The sequence below is a fragment of the Mesorhizobium prunaredense genome, from assembly GCF_900156895.1.
GTDB classification, from domain to species: domain Bacteria; phylum Pseudomonadota; class Alphaproteobacteria; order Rhizobiales; family Rhizobiaceae; genus Mesorhizobium; species Mesorhizobium prunaredense.
The window spans coordinates 369,274-387,003 of the sequence record NZ_FTPD01000001.1 but is presented as its reverse complement, the minus strand read 5'-3'; the positions used below and the strand labels follow the sequence as shown (position 1 = coordinate 387,003).

The 17,730-nt window shown below is 61.7% G+C and carries 14 protein-coding genes; 7 read left to right on the top strand and 7 right to left on the bottom strand.

The genetic code is table 11. The features are described 5' to 3' along the window. The first annotated feature begins 82 nt into the window (after positions 1–82). On the top strand, positions 83–976 hold the full coding sequence (locus tag BQ8794_RS01895; RefSeq protein WP_077372493.1) for a DMT family transporter: 894 nt from the start codon (positions 83–85) through the stop codon (positions 974–976). Positions 977–1,216: 240 nt separating this feature from the next. On the opposite strand, the gene mutL is transcribed toward BQ8794_RS01895, so the two are convergent. Together mutL and BQ8794_RS01885 are read right to left on the bottom strand one after the other, a co-directional pair. Continuing rightward, positions 1,217–3,076, bottom strand: coding sequence for a DNA mismatch repair endonuclease MutL (gene mutL, locus BQ8794_RS01890; protein WP_077372252.1), 1,860 nt, complete (start codon positions 3,074–3,076; stop codon positions 1,217–1,219). An 80-nt stretch (positions 3,077–3,156) separates the two neighbouring features. Further along, positions 3,157–4,059, bottom strand: a complete 903-nt coding sequence (locus tag BQ8794_RS01885; RefSeq protein ID WP_077372248.1) for a LysR family transcriptional regulator — start codon at positions 4,057–4,059, stop codon at positions 3,157–3,159. Between the two features lie 104 nt (positions 4,060–4,163). Here BQ8794_RS01885 and BQ8794_RS01880 point away from each other — a divergent pair, with 104 nt between their 5' ends. Beyond that, on the top strand, positions 4,164–5,156 hold the full coding sequence (locus BQ8794_RS01880; RefSeq protein ID WP_077372245.1) for a zinc-dependent alcohol dehydrogenase family protein: 993 nt from the start codon (positions 4,164–4,166) through the stop codon (positions 5,154–5,156). Positions 5,157–5,171: 15 nt separating this feature from the next. On the opposite strand, the gene BQ8794_RS01875 is transcribed toward BQ8794_RS01880, so the two are convergent. Next, on the bottom strand, positions 5,172–6,074 hold the full coding sequence (locus tag BQ8794_RS01875; protein ID WP_077372242.1) for a LysR substrate-binding domain-containing protein: 903 nt from the start codon (positions 6,072–6,074) through the stop codon (positions 5,172–5,174). Positions 6,075–6,166: 92 nt separating this feature from the next. Between BQ8794_RS01875 and BQ8794_RS01870 the strand changes: the two genes are divergently transcribed. The 3 genes from BQ8794_RS01870 (at position 6,167) to BQ8794_RS01860 (ending at position 10,201) form a co-directional block, all read left to right on the top strand. Continuing rightward, on the top strand, positions 6,167–7,717 hold the full coding sequence (locus BQ8794_RS01870) for a trimethylamine methyltransferase family protein (protein WP_077372239.1): 1,551 nt from the start codon (positions 6,167–6,169) through the stop codon (positions 7,715–7,717). A gap of 43 nt (positions 7,718–7,760) precedes the next feature. After that, complete coding sequence (locus BQ8794_RS01865) at positions 7,761–9,410, top strand: ABC transporter substrate-binding protein (RefSeq protein WP_077372236.1); 1,650 nt, start codon at positions 7,761–7,763, stop codon at positions 9,408–9,410. Positions 9,411–9,505: 95 nt separating this feature from the next. After that, entirely contained in the window at positions 9,506–10,201 is a 696-nt protein-coding gene (locus tag BQ8794_RS01860) for a corrinoid protein (protein ID WP_077372490.1), read from the top strand. Here BQ8794_RS01860 and BQ8794_RS01855 read toward each other — a convergent pair. From BQ8794_RS01855 to BQ8794_RS01845, 3 genes are read right to left on the bottom strand one after another with little or no spacing between them, the layout of a single operon-like run. Further along, positions 10,196–12,181 carry an oxidoreductase gene (locus BQ8794_RS01855; RefSeq protein ID WP_077372233.1) on the bottom strand — a complete coding sequence of 662 codons (1,986 nt, stop codon included), beginning with the start codon at positions 12,179–12,181 and terminating at the stop codon, positions 10,196–10,198. The genes BQ8794_RS01860 and BQ8794_RS01855 overlap by 6 nt on opposite strands. 40 nt (positions 12,182–12,221) lie before the next feature. Continuing rightward, entirely contained in the window at positions 12,222–13,016 is a 795-nt protein-coding gene (locus tag BQ8794_RS01850) for a pyrroline-5-carboxylate reductase family protein (RefSeq protein WP_077372230.1), read from the bottom strand. 14 nt (positions 13,017–13,030) lie between these two features. After that, positions 13,031–13,660, bottom strand: a complete 630-nt coding sequence (locus BQ8794_RS01845; RefSeq protein ID WP_077372227.1) for a TetR/AcrR family transcriptional regulator — start codon at positions 13,658–13,660, stop codon at positions 13,031–13,033. A 148-nt stretch (positions 13,661–13,808) separates the two neighbouring features. On the opposite strand from BQ8794_RS01845, the gene BQ8794_RS01840 reads away from it, so the two are divergent. Both BQ8794_RS01840 and BQ8794_RS01835 read left to right on the top strand, forming a co-directional pair. Further along, complete coding sequence (locus BQ8794_RS01840) at positions 13,809–15,845, top strand: NADH:flavin oxidoreductase (RefSeq protein ID WP_077372224.1); 2,037 nt, start codon at positions 13,809–13,811, stop codon at positions 15,843–15,845. Positions 15,846–15,891: 46 nt separating this feature from the next. Next, positions 15,892–16,494: a dimethylsulfoniopropionate lyase gene (locus tag BQ8794_RS01835; protein ID WP_077372221.1), complete on the top strand. Its 603-nt coding sequence runs from the start codon at positions 15,892–15,894 to the stop codon at positions 16,492–16,494. Between the two features lie 164 nt (positions 16,495–16,658). Here BQ8794_RS01835 and BQ8794_RS01830 read toward each other — a convergent pair whose 3' ends face one another. Further along, a complete protein-coding gene (locus BQ8794_RS01830; protein WP_077372218.1) occupies positions 16,659–17,726 on the bottom strand; it encodes an FAD-binding oxidoreductase in 1,068 nt (355 codons plus the stop codon). Positions 17,727–17,730: the final 4 nt, after the last annotated feature.

The following is a 17,730-nucleotide window of genomic DNA, read 5'->3' as shown; positions in this document are numbered from 1 at the left end:
CTGACCCTCGATTTGGTCGTTTGTCAACCGATCGGGAAAGGCGCTTTGTATGTTTGAGGACATGAAACGCGGGAATAATGAAATGAACGCCTGTACCGGCACGTTGAACACGACACAGCGGATCGACACCACGGCGGCCATTGCGGTGGCGTTGACAGTGGTCGGCTGGGCCTCCGCCTTTCCGGCGATCCGTGCCGGCCTCGTCGCTTTCGGGCCGCTGGAACTTGGGGCGCTGCGCTTCGCCATCGCGGCGGTGCCGGCGGCGATCTTCCTCGCCGTCAAGCGGCCGGCGCTGCCCCGGCTCGATGAATTATGGCGCTTTGCCTTCGGCGGCGCCGTCTTCGTTGCGCTGTACACGGTAATGCTCAATTTCGGCGAGCTGACCGTCTCGGCGGGTGCCGCCGGCTTCATCATTAATGTCAGCCCGATCTTCACCGCGATCATGGCGATGGCGCTGCTTGGCGAACGCTTCTCGGGCCTGGCCTGGGCCGGCACATTCCTGTCCTTCGCCGGCATCGGCATCATCGCCATGGGCGAGGGGCAAGGGTTGCATTTCAACAATGGCGCGCTGCTGGTCCTCGGCTCGGCGCTGTGCTCGGCGGTCAACACCATCGTGCAAAAGCCGCTGTTTGCCCGCCATCATCCACTGACCATTTCGGCCTCGAACATGCTGCTCGGCGCGCTCTGTCTGCTGCCCTTCCTGCCGAACGGCCTGGCGCAGGCGGCAGTTGCCGATGCCGCCGGTCTCGGCGCCGTCGTCTTTCTCGGCATCGTGCCAAGCCTCATCGCCTACGCCGCCTGGGCGACAGCACTTTCCCGGCTGCCGGCGGCGCGCGCCTCGAACTTCCTTTATCTGGTTTCCCCGGTGGCGACGCTGATCGGCTTCTTCTGGCTGGGCGAGGTGCCGACGCTGCTCGGCATTCTCGGTGGCGCGCTGGCGCTCGGCGGCGTGGTCGTGGTGAATTTGAAGCGGTGAATCAGAGGGTTGGAGGTTTGCTTGAATCATAGACAGCTGTTTCGAACGGCTCTTTATGATTTCCCCTCTCCGGTTTGCTTCGCAAACCACCTCTCCCCACTTCGTGGGGCGAGGAACCCAAGTTTTCTGGGGTCGCGGCCTTGGCGATTGGTGTTTCCTCGCCCCCATTTTAATGGGGGAGGTGGCCGCGAAGCGGCCGGAGAGGGGGCTGCGCCGTCAGAACTGAAAAGCTCAGTCCCTTCACCGCCGCCCGAACAGTCTCTCAATGTCGGCGAGCCTGAGCTCGATATAGGTCGGGCGGCCGTGGTTGCAGGTGCCGGCCCCGGGCGTCGCCTCCATCTGGCGCAGCAGTGCGTTCATCTCTTCCGGCTTGAGCAGGCGGCCGGAACGCACCGAGCCGTGGCAGGCCATGGTCGCGGCTATTTTGTCCAGCCGCTCTTTCAGCGTGTCGACGGTGTCGTTGTCGGCGATCTCGTCGGCAAGGTCGCGCACCAGCTGCTGGACATTGGTTTCGCCGAGCATCGACGGCGTCTCGCGCACCGCGACCGCACCCGGGCCGAAGCGTTCGACGGCGAGGCCGAAGCGGGCCAGTGTTTCGGAATGCAAGGCGAGCCGCTCTGCATCCTCTTCCGGCAGATCGACGATCTCGGGCAAAAGCAGCATCTGCGACGGCACGGCGCGCGAATGCAATGCGTTCTTCAGTGCCTCGTAGACCAGCCGCTCATGCGCCGCATGCTGGTCGACGATAACGAGCGAATCCCTGGTCTGCGCGACGATGTAGTTCTCGTGTACTTGCGCGCGTGCGGCACCCAGCGCCATGCCGAGCAGCGTCTCCGCCGCTTCGTCTTGTCCGGCGCGCGCGTCGGCGCTGTGAGGCGAACCGGCAGCGAACGCCGCCTGATCGTTTTCGCCGAAGCCGCCATTTGCAGATCCTGCATCCAGCGGCCGTTGCGGCGAGCGGGCCGGATCGAAACCGGCGAAGCCGGAGGCCCGGTAGGCCGCTTCGTAGCTGCGATGGCCGTTGGCCAGTCCTGGATACGCATAGGATGCTGCGCCTGGCCGGAATGCCGCCATCATGCCGGCCGCTCCTGATGTGGCGGCACGGATGCCGGCATTGGCCAGCGCCTCGCGAATGGCGCCGACGATCAGCCCGCGCACCAGCCCCGGATCGCGGAAGCGGACGTCGGCCTTGGCCGGGTGGACATTGACGTCGACGATGGCCGGATCGAGCGTCAGGAACAGCACCGTCACCGCATGGCGGTCGCGCGGCAGCACGTCGGCGAAGGCGCCGCGGATGGCGCCGGCAATCAGCTTGTCGCGCACCGGCCGGCCGTTGACATAGGCATATTGCTGCAGCGCATTGGCGCGGCTGAAGGATGGTATCGACACGTGGCCGGCAAGATGCACACCGTCGCGCATGGCGTCGATGGCGATCGCGTTGGCCGGAAAGTCGGCGCCCATCACTTGCGCGACGCGGCGCAGCCGGCCTTCCGGGCTGTCGTCGGTCGCCGGCAGCTCCAGCGTCGAGCGGTCGGAACCGGCCAGCGTGAAGCGCACGGTCGGGAAAGCGATGGCGATACGCTTGATCACGTCGCTGGTCGCCGAGCTTTCGGCGCGCTCGCCCTTCATGAATTTGAGCCGCGCCGGCGTGGCGAAGAACAGGTCGCGCACCTCGACCGTGGTGCCGCGATTGGCGGCCGCCGGCTTGACGGCAGATACGCGGCCGCCTTCGATGCCGATCTCGGCGGCGCTGTCGCCGTTGGCGGTGCGCGAGCGGATCGACAGCCGTGCCACCGAGCCGATCGACGGCAGCGCTTCGCCGCGAAAGCCGAGCGAGCGGATGTCGTGAATGTCATCGGCGAGCTTCGAGGTGCAATGGCGTGCGATCGCCAGCGGCAGTTCCTTTTCCGGGATGCCCGAGCCGTCGTCGGTGACGCGGATCAGGTTCAGCCCACCACCGGCGGTGACGATCTCTATTCTGGCTGCGCCGGCATCGAGTGCGTTCTCGACCAGTTCCTTGACCACGCTTGCCGGACGCTCGATGACTTCGCCGGCGGCGATCTGGTTGATCATCGTTTCGGAAAGCTGGCGGATGGGCATGGGGGTACTATACGCGGATTCGTCGCCCAAGCGGGAGGGGCGAATTCAGGAATCCGCGCCGCTCACCGTGCTCCTGCATTTCACGTCATCAGCCTGGGCAGTGCCGCTGCCAGCGCGTCGACGGCAAGGCGGACCTTCAGCGGCAAGTGAGGTGTCTGCAGCCAGAGCGCATAGGCGTCGTAAAGAAATCCCGGCTGGTCCGATAACAGCGGGACAAGTGCGCCGGCCTGAATGCGCTCACGGGCCAGCCAGTATGGCAGCCAGGCAAGCCCCATGCCGGCTGCCGCAGCATCGGCGATTGCAGCGAGGTCGTCGAACCGCAGCCGGCCGACCGGCATGACCTCCAGCGCAGGCTGGCCATTACGCGGAAACAGCCACGGTTGGACGACACGGCCCGAACGGCGGTAGATGATGGCCTGGTGGCTACCGAGATCCTCTACCCGCCGTGGCTGCCCGTGCATCTCGAGATAGGATGGCGACGCGCAGACGACCATGCGCTGGCGCGCAACGCGCCGCGCCATCACGCCGGCCTGGTCCTCCAGATTGCCGGTCCGGATGGCAAGATCGCAGCCATCCTCTGCAAGGTCGGCGATGGGATCGCTGAAAGACAGGTCGAGTTCCAGAGCGGGATATCGCTGCGCAAGCTCCAGCAGGATCGGGGCAACGCAGCGCCGGCCGAAGTGCACGGGCATGATGACGCGCAGCTTTCCGCGTGGTTCGGAAAGTTGATCGGCCGCGAGTGCATCCGCAGCTTCGGCTTCAGCGAGTACCATCCGGCAGCGCTCATAGTAGGCGCGCCCGAAGTCGGTCAGGCTCTGGCGGCGTGTGGTCCGGTTGATGAGGCGCACGCCCAGACGCTCCTCGAGAAACCGGACATGCTTGCCGACCATCGGTCCGGACAGATCGAGAGCGGCAGCAGTCGCCGCGAACGAGCCGAGATCGACGGTTTTGACGAACACGGCCATGCTCGTAAGGCGATCCATATTAAAAACTCCGAGTTTCTACTGTCTTGCCCAAGCAACCGTTTATCTGCCGGATGGCCGCTGGCATAGCGTATTCAGTTCAAATATTTTGGAGTTATGACCGCATGGCACGTGTTGTTCGCTTTCATGAGCATGGTGGTCCCGAGGTTCTGCGCATCGAGAATCTCGATATTCCCGCGCTCGGTCGGGGCGAGATTCAGATCCGGGTCAAGGCATTGGGTCTCAACCGGGCCGAGGCGCTGCTGCGTTCGGGCACTTATATCCAGACGCCGCCGTTGCCTTCCGGTCTTGGTCTTGAGGCAGCGGGTGTCGTCGAAGCGGTCGGCGAAGCCGTGCACGGTTTTGCGCCAGGTGACGCCGTCAGCGTCGTGCCACCATTATCGATGGCCCGCTGGCCCGCCTATGGTGAGACTGCCACATATCCCGCCCATCTCGTGGCCAAGCACCCGCCATCGCTTACCTGGGAAGAGGCTGCAGCCGTCTGGATGCAATATCTCACCGCCTATGGCGCGCTGATCGACATTGCCAAGCTCGGCAGAGACGACTTTGTCGTCATTACCGCGGCATCGAGCAGTGTCGGACTTGCCGCGATCCAGATTGCCAACATCGTTGGTGCGACCGCGATCGCGGTCACGCGGACATCTGCCAAGAGAGAGGCCCTGCTCAAATTCGGCGCGGCCCATGTTGTCGCTTCAGCGGACGAAGATCTGGAAGCCCGGCTGAAGGAAATCGCCAGTCCGGACAACATCCGAGTGGTGTTCGACGCGGTCGGCGGCCCGATTTTCGCGCCTCTGACGGCGGCGATGGCACGGGGTGGCATTCTCATCGAATATGGCGGTTTGAGTCCCGAGCCGACGCCGTTCCCGCTGTTCGCTGTGCTGGCCAAGACGCTGACGCTGCGCGGCTATCTCGTCCACGAGATCATTGGCGATCCGGTGAAGTTGGAAGCTGCCAAGGCGTTCATCCTCGACGGATTGATGTCAGGTTCGCTAAAGCCGGCAATCGCCAAAACCTTTTCATTCGAGCAGATCGTCGAAGCGCATCGCTTTCTCGAGTCGAACGAGCAATTCGGCAAGATCGTCGTGACGGTTGATTGAGCATTAATGGGAGCCTCACGCCTGCGCAGCCAGCCAGTCCCGCACCTTGCGGGCATTGTCGCTGAGGTCGCGGGTTCTCGACCAGATGACATGAAAGCCCTTGCCGGTCGTCATCGTGTGGCCGGTCGCACGCACCAGCAGTCCTGACGCCAGCAGGCGCTCCGCGAGGTGGCCCCAGCCGAGCGCAATGCCTTGCCCTTCCATGACCGCCTGGATCACCAGCGCATAATCGTTGATGCGCAAGCCGCGCCCGGCATCGGTGATGGTGACCCCGGCCGAGGCGAACCACTCGTCCCAACTCGCGGCCTCGCGAAACGGCTCTTCGAGATGGATGAGCCGGTGCGATGGCAGATCCTCGACGGTTTTCGGCAGCCCGAACCGTGCCACATAGCTCACGCCGGCAACCGGGAATATCTCCTCATCGGCCAGTGGCAGTGAATGATAGTCCGGCCATTCCCGGGGCTCGCCACCGCGCACAGCGAGCGGGATGCCCTCGGCGATGATGTCGAGATCGCGGTCGGCGGTCTGGATGCGCAGGTCGATGCCCGGCAGTTCGTCGCGGAACTGTTGCAGGCGCGGCATCATCCAGAACGAGCCGAAAGCGGTCGAGGCAGCGAGCGTCACATGGCCGCCGGTCGCCTGTAGGCGCAAATCCTCCGCCGACTTGCGGATGTGCGACAGGCCGAGCGAGACGTCGGCGTGGAAACGCTCGCCGGCTTCGGTAAGGCTGACCTGACGATGGCGGCGCTGGAAGAGTTTCGCGCCGAGCTGCTCTTCAAGCCCGCGGATCGCATAGGACACGGCAGCCTGCGTCATGCCGAGCTCCCGCCCGGCGGCGGTAAAGCTCGACAGCCGGCCGGCGGCCTCGAAAACGATCAGGCTGCCGGCCGAGGGCAGCAGATGGCGCAAGCTTCGCATAAGCTGAGCTTATACAAGTGATCAGGATTTTCCAGCGTCACAGCCGTATTTCCTCTCGCTAGGCTGGTCGTCATTGGGAGGATAGAGTTGCCATGAATGCACCGGCCGCCGAAGTCACCGAACACGCCAGCCGCCGAGGTGGCGGCCGCCTGGGCCGCAAGGCGCTGCGGGGAACTCCCATGGCGTCGTTTCCGACGCTGGTTCGCAACATACCCGCATACCAAATGGTCCCGGACGAGGCTGTCGAGCTGATCCACCAGGAGTCGCTCTCGATCCTCGAAGAGGTTGGCTGCGAGTTCCGCGACGACGAGGCCATAGCACTGTGGAAGGCGGCGGGAGCCGATGTCTCCGAGACGCGCGTCCGCATTGACCGCGCGCTCTTGATGGAGCTGGTCTCGAAAGTCCCGCCGGAGTTCATGCTCAATGCGCGCAACCCTGAGCGCTCGGTCCGTGTCGGCGGCAAGAATTCCATCTTCGTGCCGATGTATGGCGCGCCTTACGTGCGCGACCTCGACAACGTCAGGCGCTATGGCACGCTTGCCGACCTTCAGAATTTCCATAAGCTCGCTTACATGGCGCCGGCGCTGCACTCGTCGAGCTCGATCATCTGCGAGCCGATGGAAATTGCGGTGCCGAAGCGCCACCTCCACATCATCCATTCGGCGCTGAAGCACTCCGACAAGCCGTTCATGGGCATTGTAACGTCCAAGGATCGAGCGGAAGATACGATGGCGATGGCGGGCATCGTGTTCGGCGAGGATTTTGTCCGCGACAACCCTGTGTTGGTCGCGATCACCAATTGCAACTCGCCACTGGTATGGGACGCCACCATGCTGGACGCGATGAAGGTCTATGCGCGTCACAACCAGCCGTTGATCCTGGCGCCGTTCGCGCTGTGCGGCGCCTCGACTTCGGCCTCGGCGGTGGGAGCGGTGGCGCAGGTCAATGCCGAAGCGCTGGCGGGCGTCGCCTTCACGCAGCTGCTGCGTCCGGGTTCACCGCAGATCTACGGACAATTCATGGTCACGGTCGACATGAAGACCGGCGCGCCGATGGGTGGCACGCCCGAGGCCGCCCAGATGATGTATTTGATGGGAGCACTGGCGCGGAAATACCGGCTGCCATGGCGCACGTCGGGCTTCCATGTCGGGTCGAAACTGAACGACGCCCAGGCGGGCTACGAGGCGAACATGCTGATGCATGCCGCCATCCTTGCCGGCGCCAACTACATCTGGCACTCCGCCGGATGGCTCGAGGCCGGCCTGACCTGCGGTTATTCAAAATTCGCGACGGACTGCGAACAGCTTGTTGGCTGGTACAAATATGCCGGCGGGCTGCCGTTCGACGATTTCAAGGAAGCGATGGCGGCGATCCGCGAGGTCGGGCCGCAGGGCCATTTCCTCGGCACCCAGCACACGCTCGAGCATTTCCAGTCCGCCTTCTTCATGCCCAGCATCATGGACTTCAATTCGTACGAACAGTGGAAGGCTGAAGGGGCAAAGGACCACGACACGCGCGGCCGCGAGAAAGCGCGCAACATGCTCGCAGATTATGAGGAGCCGAAGCTCGATGAGGGCATCGCCGATGGTCTCAAAGATTTGATCGCGCTGCGCGAGGAGAAGCTGCCGGACAGCGTTAGTTAATCCAACGGGCGAAGACCCAAAGGGAACCATAAGGGAGGAAATAATGGCACTCTTCAGAAACAACGGTGATCGTGTCCCCAGCGTTATCGAGGCGATGGCTGAAGAAGCCCGCTCAGGCCGGATGGACCGGCGCGAATTCCTGGCATTGGCAAGCGCCTTCGGCGCCTCGACGGCTTTCGCTTATGGCATGATCGGCCTCGCCGCACCGACAAGAGCCCTGGCCGATGAACCGAAAAAGGGCGGAACGCTGCACGTCGCGATGTCGGTCAAGGCGCAGAAGGATCCACGCACCTATGACTGGACCGAGATGGCAAACGTCACCCGGACTTGGCTGGAGCCGCTCGTCCGCTATACGCACCAGTTCACGTTCGAGCCGGTCCTGCTCGAAAGCTGGGACGTCAATGACGACGCCACCGAATACACACTGCATCTGCGCAAAGGCATCACCTGGAACAATGGCGATGCCTTCAACGCCGACGACGTGGTCTACAATCTGACGCGCTGGTGCGAGAAGGATGCCGCCGGCAATTCAATGGCCGCGCGTGTCGGTGCGCTGATCGACGCAAAAACCGGCAAGGCCAGGGATGGCGCCATCACCAAGGTCGACGACCACACGGTCAAGCTGAAGCTGTCCGAACCCGACATCGCGATCATACCGGGCTTCACCGACTATCCGGCTCTGGTCGTGCATCGCGACTTCGACAAGGATGGCGCCGACCCGATCAAGAAGCCAATCGGTACCGGGCCCTTCGAACTGGTGTCCTATGAAGTAGGTACGAAGGCGGTCGTCAAGCGGCGCGAGAACGGCAAGTGGTGGGGCGGTGAAGCGCCTCTCGATAGCGTCGAATTCATCGACTACGGAACTGACTTCAATGCCACGCTGAATGCCTTCGAATCCGGCGAGATCGACCTCGATTTCGAGACGCCGGCCGACTTCATCGATGCCCTTGATAAGATGGACCTGGTGAAGTCGGAGGTTGCGACGGCGACCACGCTCGTTGCCCGCACCAACATCACCCACAAGCCCTATGACGACCAGCGAGTGCGCAATGCGCTGCAGATGGCTGTCGACAACAATGCCGTCATGCAGCTCGGCTACGCCGGGCTCGGCACCGTCGGCGAGAACCACCACGTCGCCCCGATCCATCCCGAATACTATCCGCTGCCCAAGAAGACACGCGATGCCGCCGCCGCCAAGAAGCTGATGGCGGATGCCGGGCAGGCCGACTTCGAGCACGAGCTGATCACCGTCGAGGACGAATGGCAGAAGAACACCGGCGATGCGATCGCCGGCCAATTGCGCGATGCCGGCATCAAGGTGAAGCGTACGGTGCTGCCGGGCTCGACCTTCTGGAATGACTGGACGAAGTATCCGTACTCGATGACCATCTGGTACATGCGGCCGCTGGGCGTCCAGGTGCTGGCGCTCGGCTATCGCTCGGGCGAGGCCTGGAACGAAACGGCCTATGCCAACCCGGATTTCGACGCCAAGCTGAAACAGGCGCTCTCGCTGGCTGATCCTGCCAAGCGCAAGGAGGTGATGAAAGACGTGGAGCAGATCCTGCAGGATTCCGGCGTCATCATCCAGCCGTTCTGGCAGAAGCTCTACTGCCACATGAGCAAGACGGTGAAGAACTACGGAATGCACCAGACCTACCAAATGGACTTCCAGAACGTCTGGCTGGACGCCTGAGTTAGCTCCCAAGGCTGGCAATGACCCGCCGGCACCTGTTGCAGAAACAGGTGCCGGCGGACCGCAAACCTTTGAAATCGGCGAGTGCGTCAAACATGGCCGACGACGAGATCATCCTTTCCGAGCTTTCCGACGAAGAACTCGTGCAACAGATGCACGACGATCTTTATGACGGGCTGAAAGAAGAGATCGAGGAAGGCACCAACATCCTTCTCGAGCGCGGCTGGGCGCCTTACAAGGTGCTGACCGAGGCACTGGTCGAAGGCATGCGCATCGTCGGCGAGGATTTTCGCGACGGCATCCTGTTCGTGCCGGAAGTGCTGTTGTCGGCCAACGCGATGAAGGCGGGCATGTTCATCCTGCGTCCGCTGCTTGTAGCCACCGGCGCGCCGAAGCAGGGCAAGATGGTGATCGGCACCGTCAAGGGCGACATCCACGATATCGGCAAGAACCTTGTCGGCATGATGATGGAGGGCGCCGGCTTCGACGTCATCGACCTCGGCATCAACAATGCGGTGGAAAAATATCTCGACGCCATCGAACAGCACCAGCCTGACATCATCGGCATGTCGGCGCTGTTGACGACGACCATGCCCTACATGAAGGTCGTCATCGACACGATGAAGGAAAAGGGCATCCGCGACGACTACGTCGTGCTGGTCGGCGGCGCGCCGCTCAACCAGGAATTCGGCAAGGCCGTCGGCGCCGACGCCTATTGCCGCGACGCAGCCGTGGCAGTCGAGACCGCCAAGGACTTCATGAAGCGCAAGCACAACGTCCGCGTATCATAGCCGCAAGGCAACTTTCCGTCCTTCGTGGAAGGCGTAGGGCGCCTGACGCGGAGCGACGGCGTCGCCGACCTCCATGAAAGGCTGGGACGTGCTTTCCAACTCTTTCGCCAGCCAATTCGCTGCTACATTGGTGGTTGCGAGAACAAGGCAATCGCCCGGCACAAAGCTCTCTTGAAGGGTGTTGTGGTCAACGATGGTCACGCCGTCCCCGTGCCATTCCAGCACGCTGACATCCAACAACCATGTGACGCCAAGCTGGCGCAATGTCCGCCGCAGCGGGAAATCGGCAGCCGTCCGCTGCAGTTCCTTGCCGACCAGCGGGTCGGGTGTGAGAATGGTCACTTTATGGCCATCCTCGGCAAGTTTCCAGGCAGTGCCACCGCCTCGCCAACCGCCGCCCTCGTCGAGCAAAAGCACGTGCTTACCCGGCCGCACAACGCGGGCCATGACGGATTCGATCGAGAAGACATTGCCCCTTTCGATGCCGGGCAGGCTCGGCACTGCCGGCAAAGCCTTCTGAAAGCCGGTTTCGGGAGACACCGACCCCGTGGCCAGGATGACGGTGTCAGCTTGGAAAGAGGCGATGTCCGACGCCTCGACGTAGGTGTTCAGTCGTACGTCGACATTCAGTTTGCTGAGCTGGCGCTCATACCACCCAAGAAGGTCGAGGATTTGCCCGCGGCGCGGCTGCAGCCCGGCGAGCAGAAAGTTCCCGCCCAGCCTACTGGAGGCTTCAGCCAGCACCACGTCGTGCCCTCGCTCGGCGGCAACCCGGGCCGTCTCGAGGCCGGCGGGACCGCCGCCGACGACAAGCACCCGTTTCTTGATGGCAGCGGCCGTGAACCGGTCACCACCCCATTCAAACTCGCGCCCCGCAGAGGGATTGATAAGGCAGCTGATCCAGTAGTCGCGCGAACGACGGCCCCAGCACATCTGGTTGCAGGATATGCATCCGCGCACATCCTCGGGCCGGTCTGCCGCGGCTTTGCGTGCCAGATGCGGATCGGCGATCTGGCCCCGGACGATCGAGACCAGATCTGCAGCTTTCTCGCCGAGCACCGTTTCGGCGTTTTCAGGCGTCCTGATATGGCTTTCGGCGACCACGAGGGCCGTCTTGACCACGGCCTTGAGGGTCATTGCGAGATCAGTGCCAAGCTTCTCCGGATAGAGAAAGGTCGGCATTATTTTGTAGAAATCGAGGTAGCTGCCAGTGCCGCAGGTCACGTAATCGATCAGCCCCTGCTCATCATGCAGCCGAATGATTTCCGCCAGCTCCTGGCGACCGAGCGCGACTATGTAGTCAGGTTCGTCGCTGACCGAGAGGCCAACTATAAAATCTCGGCCGCATGTTTCGCGGATGCGGGTCAGGATCTCGCTGGAGATCCGCGTGCGGTTGTCGAGCGACCCTCCCCATTGGTCCTCGCGTCGGTTTGTCCAGGGCGTCCAGAACTGATCGACCAGTCCGAGATAAGCAGCCCAGACTTCGACGCCGTCGAAACCGGCTTCCTGGCAGCGGCGCGCCGCCTGAACGAAGCTGTCGATGGTTTCCCAAATCTCACCCTCGGACATGGCGTGGGAACCGTCGCTGTCATGATAGCTTGGCAGGCCCGAGGGCGACCAATGCGCGTGAAATGAGTTGTCCGAATCCCCGTGCGCTCCGACGTGATAGAGCTGCTGGATGGCGATCGCCCCGTGGTCCTTGATCGCGCGCGTGACCTGTTGGAAATGAGGAATGACGCTATCGTCGCCAGGTCGAAAATTGCCGCGTGTCAGGACGGCGGCCTGATGGACGGGCATGGGTTCGACAACAATCATGCCGGCCCCACCGAGCGCTCGCTCGGCATAGTAGGCAACGTGTCGTTCAGTCGGCACGCCATTTTCGGCCATGTTGGCGGTATGAGCCCCGAACACGATCCGGTTTCGGAGCGTGCGGCTGCCTAGCTTTGCAGGTGAAAACAGATGCGGAAAGAGTTTTGACATAATATCACACCAGCGGTCGGAGGAAGGCCTCGTGCGGCAGTCAGGTGGCTTGTCCCATAGTCACGGATTTCTGGAGCGCTGCGGCAAGGCCGTCTGCCACGGCAGATTCAAACCCGGCTGCGCGCATGGCCTCGATCGCTGCCGCGGTGGTGCCGCGGTAGTCGAGGAAGGTCTGGACGATATCTTTGGGACAGTCTGCGCGAGCCGCGAGGAGCTTTCCGGTTCCAATAAGCACTGCGCTGACGCTCCTTCGGGCGATATCCGGGCTCAATCCTCGGCTGACGGCATCGTCCATCATCGCTGCCGCCAGGAGCGCCGGAAACGCCGGGCCGGATCCAGTCAGGCCCGTCAGATAATCGATATCTGCTTCGCTTTTGACTTCATCGGCCGCGCCACAGGCCTCCAGAATCCGGCGAACGACATTGCGGTCATCCGCAGTGACGCTCTGAGAGCCTATCCAGGGAGTATAGGAGTTCCGCACCTCTGCCGCTGCATTCGGAAGCGTGCGGATGACGCGGTCGGTTTTAAGACGTCCCGCCAGTTGGTCGAGAGTGATCCCGGCCATAACCGACATGGCGAGCTTGCCGGACGCAGTAATGTCGATGGCAGGCCAATCCTGGGGCCGGACGGAGACGATGATGACATCAGATCGATCCACCAGTTCCTGGTTGTCCCTGGTCCAGGTAGCGTTTGGCAGAAAGGTGGGCTGCCCGCTTCTAAAAGAGAGTGTGAGGCGCCCAGCGGCGACTATTTTCGCATCGACGATGGCCTCGGCGAAGGCGCGTCCTAGCCACCCGGCTCCACCAATTATCCCGATGCTCATAGATCCGTCCATTGTCGAAACTCTCCTCAGCCCGCCGAATAGCCGTGTCTGGCGAAGAACCGGTCGAGCTCGCGCTGCTGCGGGGCCTCGCCTGTAAAAATCTCCACGTAGCCGGGAATGCGCTTCATGCGGGCCGCGAGATCTTCCCTGGTCTGCATTGAGATGTAGCCGATCTGCACGAGGTAGATGGTGCGCGCTCGAACGTCGGCCGAGCTTTCCTTGTAACCGAAGCGGACGAACATCTGGCTCATTGCATCGAGGCGCGTCTGGTCGGCTTTCTGGACCTCCGCCAGAATGTCAGGGGACTGAAGCGCCCAGCTTCTAACCGCGAACTCAAACTGGGAATCGAACAAGGACGTGTCGAGCCAGCAGTCGAAAACGTTCAGCATCGCTTCGGCGACCGTCTCGGCATAGGCCTCGGCCTGCTTGATGAGGTTGCCGGTGTTCTTGTCGCGCCAACGGGTCACGAGGGCAGCCAACAGTTCTTCTCTGTCCTTGAAGAACCAATAGAAGCTGGTGCGCGACAGGCCCAGCTTCTTGGCCAGTGGCGAGATTCTCACCGTGTCGACGCCGGATTCCAGAAGCAGGTCGTAGGCCGCTTCAAGCCATCCCTCCGGCGATCCGCGCCACCCGCTATCGTTCGAAATTTGCTCCATGAGCGACCAGCCTAACAAAAGGTGAGCATGAAAACCAGTAAAATGTACACGCATGTCGACTCTGTCGACCCATCCGACGCTAAACTTGACATGCATGTACATTTTCGGGTACGCTTCGGACTTGCCATCCCAGCCTGGAGTCCGTCAGATGTCGAGCGATCCCCTTCTGCAGCCGTACAAACTCAAGCATTTGACCCTGCGCAATCGCATCATCGTGACGTCCCATGAGCCGGCTTATCCGGAGGACGGGATGCCGAAGGAGCGCTATCTTGCCTACACGGTGGAAAGGGCAAAGGGCGGTGTGGCGATGACGATGACAGCCGGGTCTGCTGCGGTCTCCAAGGACAGCCCCCCGGTTTTCAACAACCTGCTCGCCTACAAGGACGAGATCGTGCCGTGGATCCGGCAAATGACAGATGCAGTGCACGAGGAGGGCGCCGCCATCATGATCCAGCTGACCCACCTTGGACGGCGTACACGCTGGGACAAAGGCGACTGGCTTCCCGTTGTGGCTCCGTCCCATCATCGTGAAGCCTCACACCGTGCATTTCCCAAGAAAATTGAAGACTGGGATATCGAACGCATCATCAAGGATTTCGCGGACGCCGCGGAGCGAATGAAGGCAGGCGGGATGGATGGCGTCGAGCTCGAGGCCTATGGCCACTTGATCGACCAGTTCGTGTCTCCTCTCACGAACGAACTTGATGGTCCTTATGGCGGTTCGCTTGATAATCGCATGCGCTTCTGCATGGATGTCCTGACGGCGATCCGGTCGCAGGTCGGCGAGGACTTCATCCTGGGCGTGCGCTATACCGCGGATGAATCTCTGCCCGGCGGCACTGGCAAGTCGGAGGGCATCGAAATCTCCAAACGCCTCAAGGAAAGCGGACTTGTCGATTACCTCAACGTGATCCGCGGCCACATCGACACCGATGCGGGCCTGACGGACGTCATTCCGATTCAGGGAATGGCGAACGCGCCGCACCTTGATTTTGCCGGCGAGATTCGTGCCGCAACCAGCTTCCCAACCTTCCATGCAGCGAAAATTCCGGATGTGGCGACTGCCCGCCACGCGATTGCATCGGGTAAGGTCGACATGATCGGCATGACGCGTGCCCACATGACCGACCCACACATCGTGCGGAAGATCATCGAAAAGCGCGAAGACGAAATCAGGCCCTGCGTGGGCGCCAACTATTGCCTTGACCGCATCTATCAGGGCGGGGCGGCATACTGCATTCACAACGCCGCGACCGGCCGTGAGCTGACCATGCCGCACATTGTCGCCAAGGCCGAGACCCGCAAGAAGATTGTCGTGGTCGGCGCAGGTCCAGCTGGCCTCGAGGCCGCCCGCGTGGCGGGTGAGCGGGGACACGAGGTCGTGGTCTTTGAGGCCGCCAGCGGGCCGGGAGGCCAGATCCGCCTGACAGCGCAGAGCCCGCGCCGCAAGGAGATGATGAGCATCATCGATTGGCGCATGGCCCAGTGCGAAAAATACGGAGTGATCATCCGGTTCAGTAGCTGGGCGGAAGCCGAAACCATCGAGGCTGAAAATCCGGACGTCGTCATCATCGCGACGGGCGGGGTGGCGCACACCGACGTCCTTTCCAAGGGCAACGAGTTCGTGGTGTCTTCATGGGACATCATCTCGGGAGACGTAAAGCCGGGAAGCAATGTCCTCATCTTCGACGACGCGGGTGACCACGCGGCACTCCAGGCCGCGGAATTCCTCGCGGGCGCGGGAGCGAAGGTTGAGATCATGACGCCGGACCGGTCCTTCTCCCCCGAGGTCATGGCGATGAACCTCGTGCCCTACATGAGGTCTCTTCAAAAACTCGACGTGACCTTCACCGTTACCTATCGAGTTGAGTCTGTTGAAAAGAATGGCAATCAGCTCGTTGCACATGTCGGCAGCGACTACGGCGGCATATCCAAACAGCGCGTCGTGGATCAGGTTGTCGTCAACCACGGCACCATTCCGCTGGACGACATCTATTTCGAACTGAAACCGAGATCGACCAATCACGGCGAGATTTCGCAAGATGAGCTCATCGCCGGACAACCGCAGTCGGTGGTGCGGAATCCGCAGGGCCAATTCCAACTCTTCCGTATCGGCGACGCCGTTTCAGCTCGCAACACCCACGCCGCGATCTACGACGCACTTCGACTGGCGAAAGATATCTAACGTCCGGCAACGGACGATAGCGTCCGCTCACAACAAGGGCTCCGAGATGAACAGAAGTGAGGCCCTGCAATATTTTCTAGACACCGCTTTCGTGGCCTTTGACCAGTTCTCACACGATCTGCGATCGCGCAGATCGATCATCCAGCTCTTCGCCCAATCGGAAGTTCCCGGGCTGGAAAGGACCAAGGCCGGGAGCCGTTTGCCGGTCTGTTCTTATCTTGGCTCGGCGTTGGCAGAAGAGGCGATCCCGTCTACGCTCCGCAACTTGATTGAGCACTTCAAGGCGATCGAGCCGCTGCTCGAATGGCGGCTGAAATCAAATCCCGCCCCGTCTGCCAGCAGCAATTTCCCTGACGGTCACGCCAACGCGATGATCCTTGGCCCGGGCGGCCTCGAGGACAGAAACGATCTGTGGCTCGGCGTCACTTTGATGGCTCCTCACGTCCGGTATCCCGATCACGATCATCTGCCGGAAGAAACCTACCTCGTGCTCTCGCATGGCGAGTTCAAGCAGGCTGACACGGACTGGTTTTCGCCGGGCATCGGTGGATCATTCTACAATCCGCCAGGCATCAAACACGCAATGAGATCGCTGGATCGGCCGCTGTTCGCTTTCTGGGCGCTGTTGGTGGATCAAACTCATTACTGAGCTTGCCCGAAACCCGGCTACCGGTCGAGGGAAGGGCCAAGACCGCCTTGCGGGTGAAGCGCGTGACTCATCAATAGCTTCATCATCGACTTCGGTTGACCGCGGACCGTCAAGGCGCTGCCGATTTCGAAGAAGCGCCTTGATCAAAGATCGCGAAATGGTTGCTATATCTCGACTTTCACACGGCCAACCGGATTAGAACAGCAAGCAAGGATATAGCCGTCGGCAATCTCTTCGTCGGTGATGCCGCCATTGTGGACCATATGCACATCGCCGTCGATTTTGCGAACCTTGCACGTCCCGCATATCCCCATACTGCAACCCGATCGGATCACCAGACCGGCAGCCCGTGCCGCAGCCAGGATCGTATCCGTCTCGACGCATTTCGCCGAGACGCCGGATAGGACAAATTCGATCTCGGCCTCGTTCTTCTCGGTGGGAACGAAGTCATCCGGGACCTTCTCGGCCTCAGGAAGCGGCGCGCGGAAGCTTTCCTGATGATAATGCGCCATGTCGAAACCTAGACCGGCCAGCGCCTCGCGCACGGCTTGCATGAAGGGCTCGGGCCCGCAGCAGAACACCTCGCGATCAAGATAATCCTGCGCCATCAGTCCGAGCATCAACTGGTTGAACATGCCTCTGTAACCGGTCCACGGCCTGTATGGATCGGTTTGTTCAACCACCCATTTCAGGTCGATGCCGGTTACGCGCGATGCCATATGCTCCAGTCGTTCACGGAATATGATCTCAGAAGGGCGGCGCGCGCAGTGGACAAAGACGATGTCCGGATCAACTCCGGAATCATACAGATGTGTAGTCATGGACATCATCGGTGTGATGCCCGAGCCGGCCGAGATGAAAAGATACTTTTTGGCTGGCTGATGTGCCATCGAGAAGGTGCCTGCCGGACCGATTGCCCGCAGGCGCATGCCCGGACGGAGGCTGTCAAACATCCACTGGGTTCCGACAGAGTCGGCCTGCGCCTTTGCGGTAATGGTCAGTGAGGTCGGTCGCGACGGAGATGATGATATCGTGTAGGTCCGGTAGATTGGCCCGCTGGGAGTGGGCAGTTCCAAAGTGAGGAACTGCCCTGGATCAAAATTGAACAGCGATCCGGACGGCGACCGGAAACAAAAGGTCAGGACGTTCGGCGCCTCCGGAAGAAAGGAGGCACATTCGAGTTCTTCCGCGTCGGTCCAGAAAACCAGCCTGGGTTTTGCGACCACGTTCATGGGT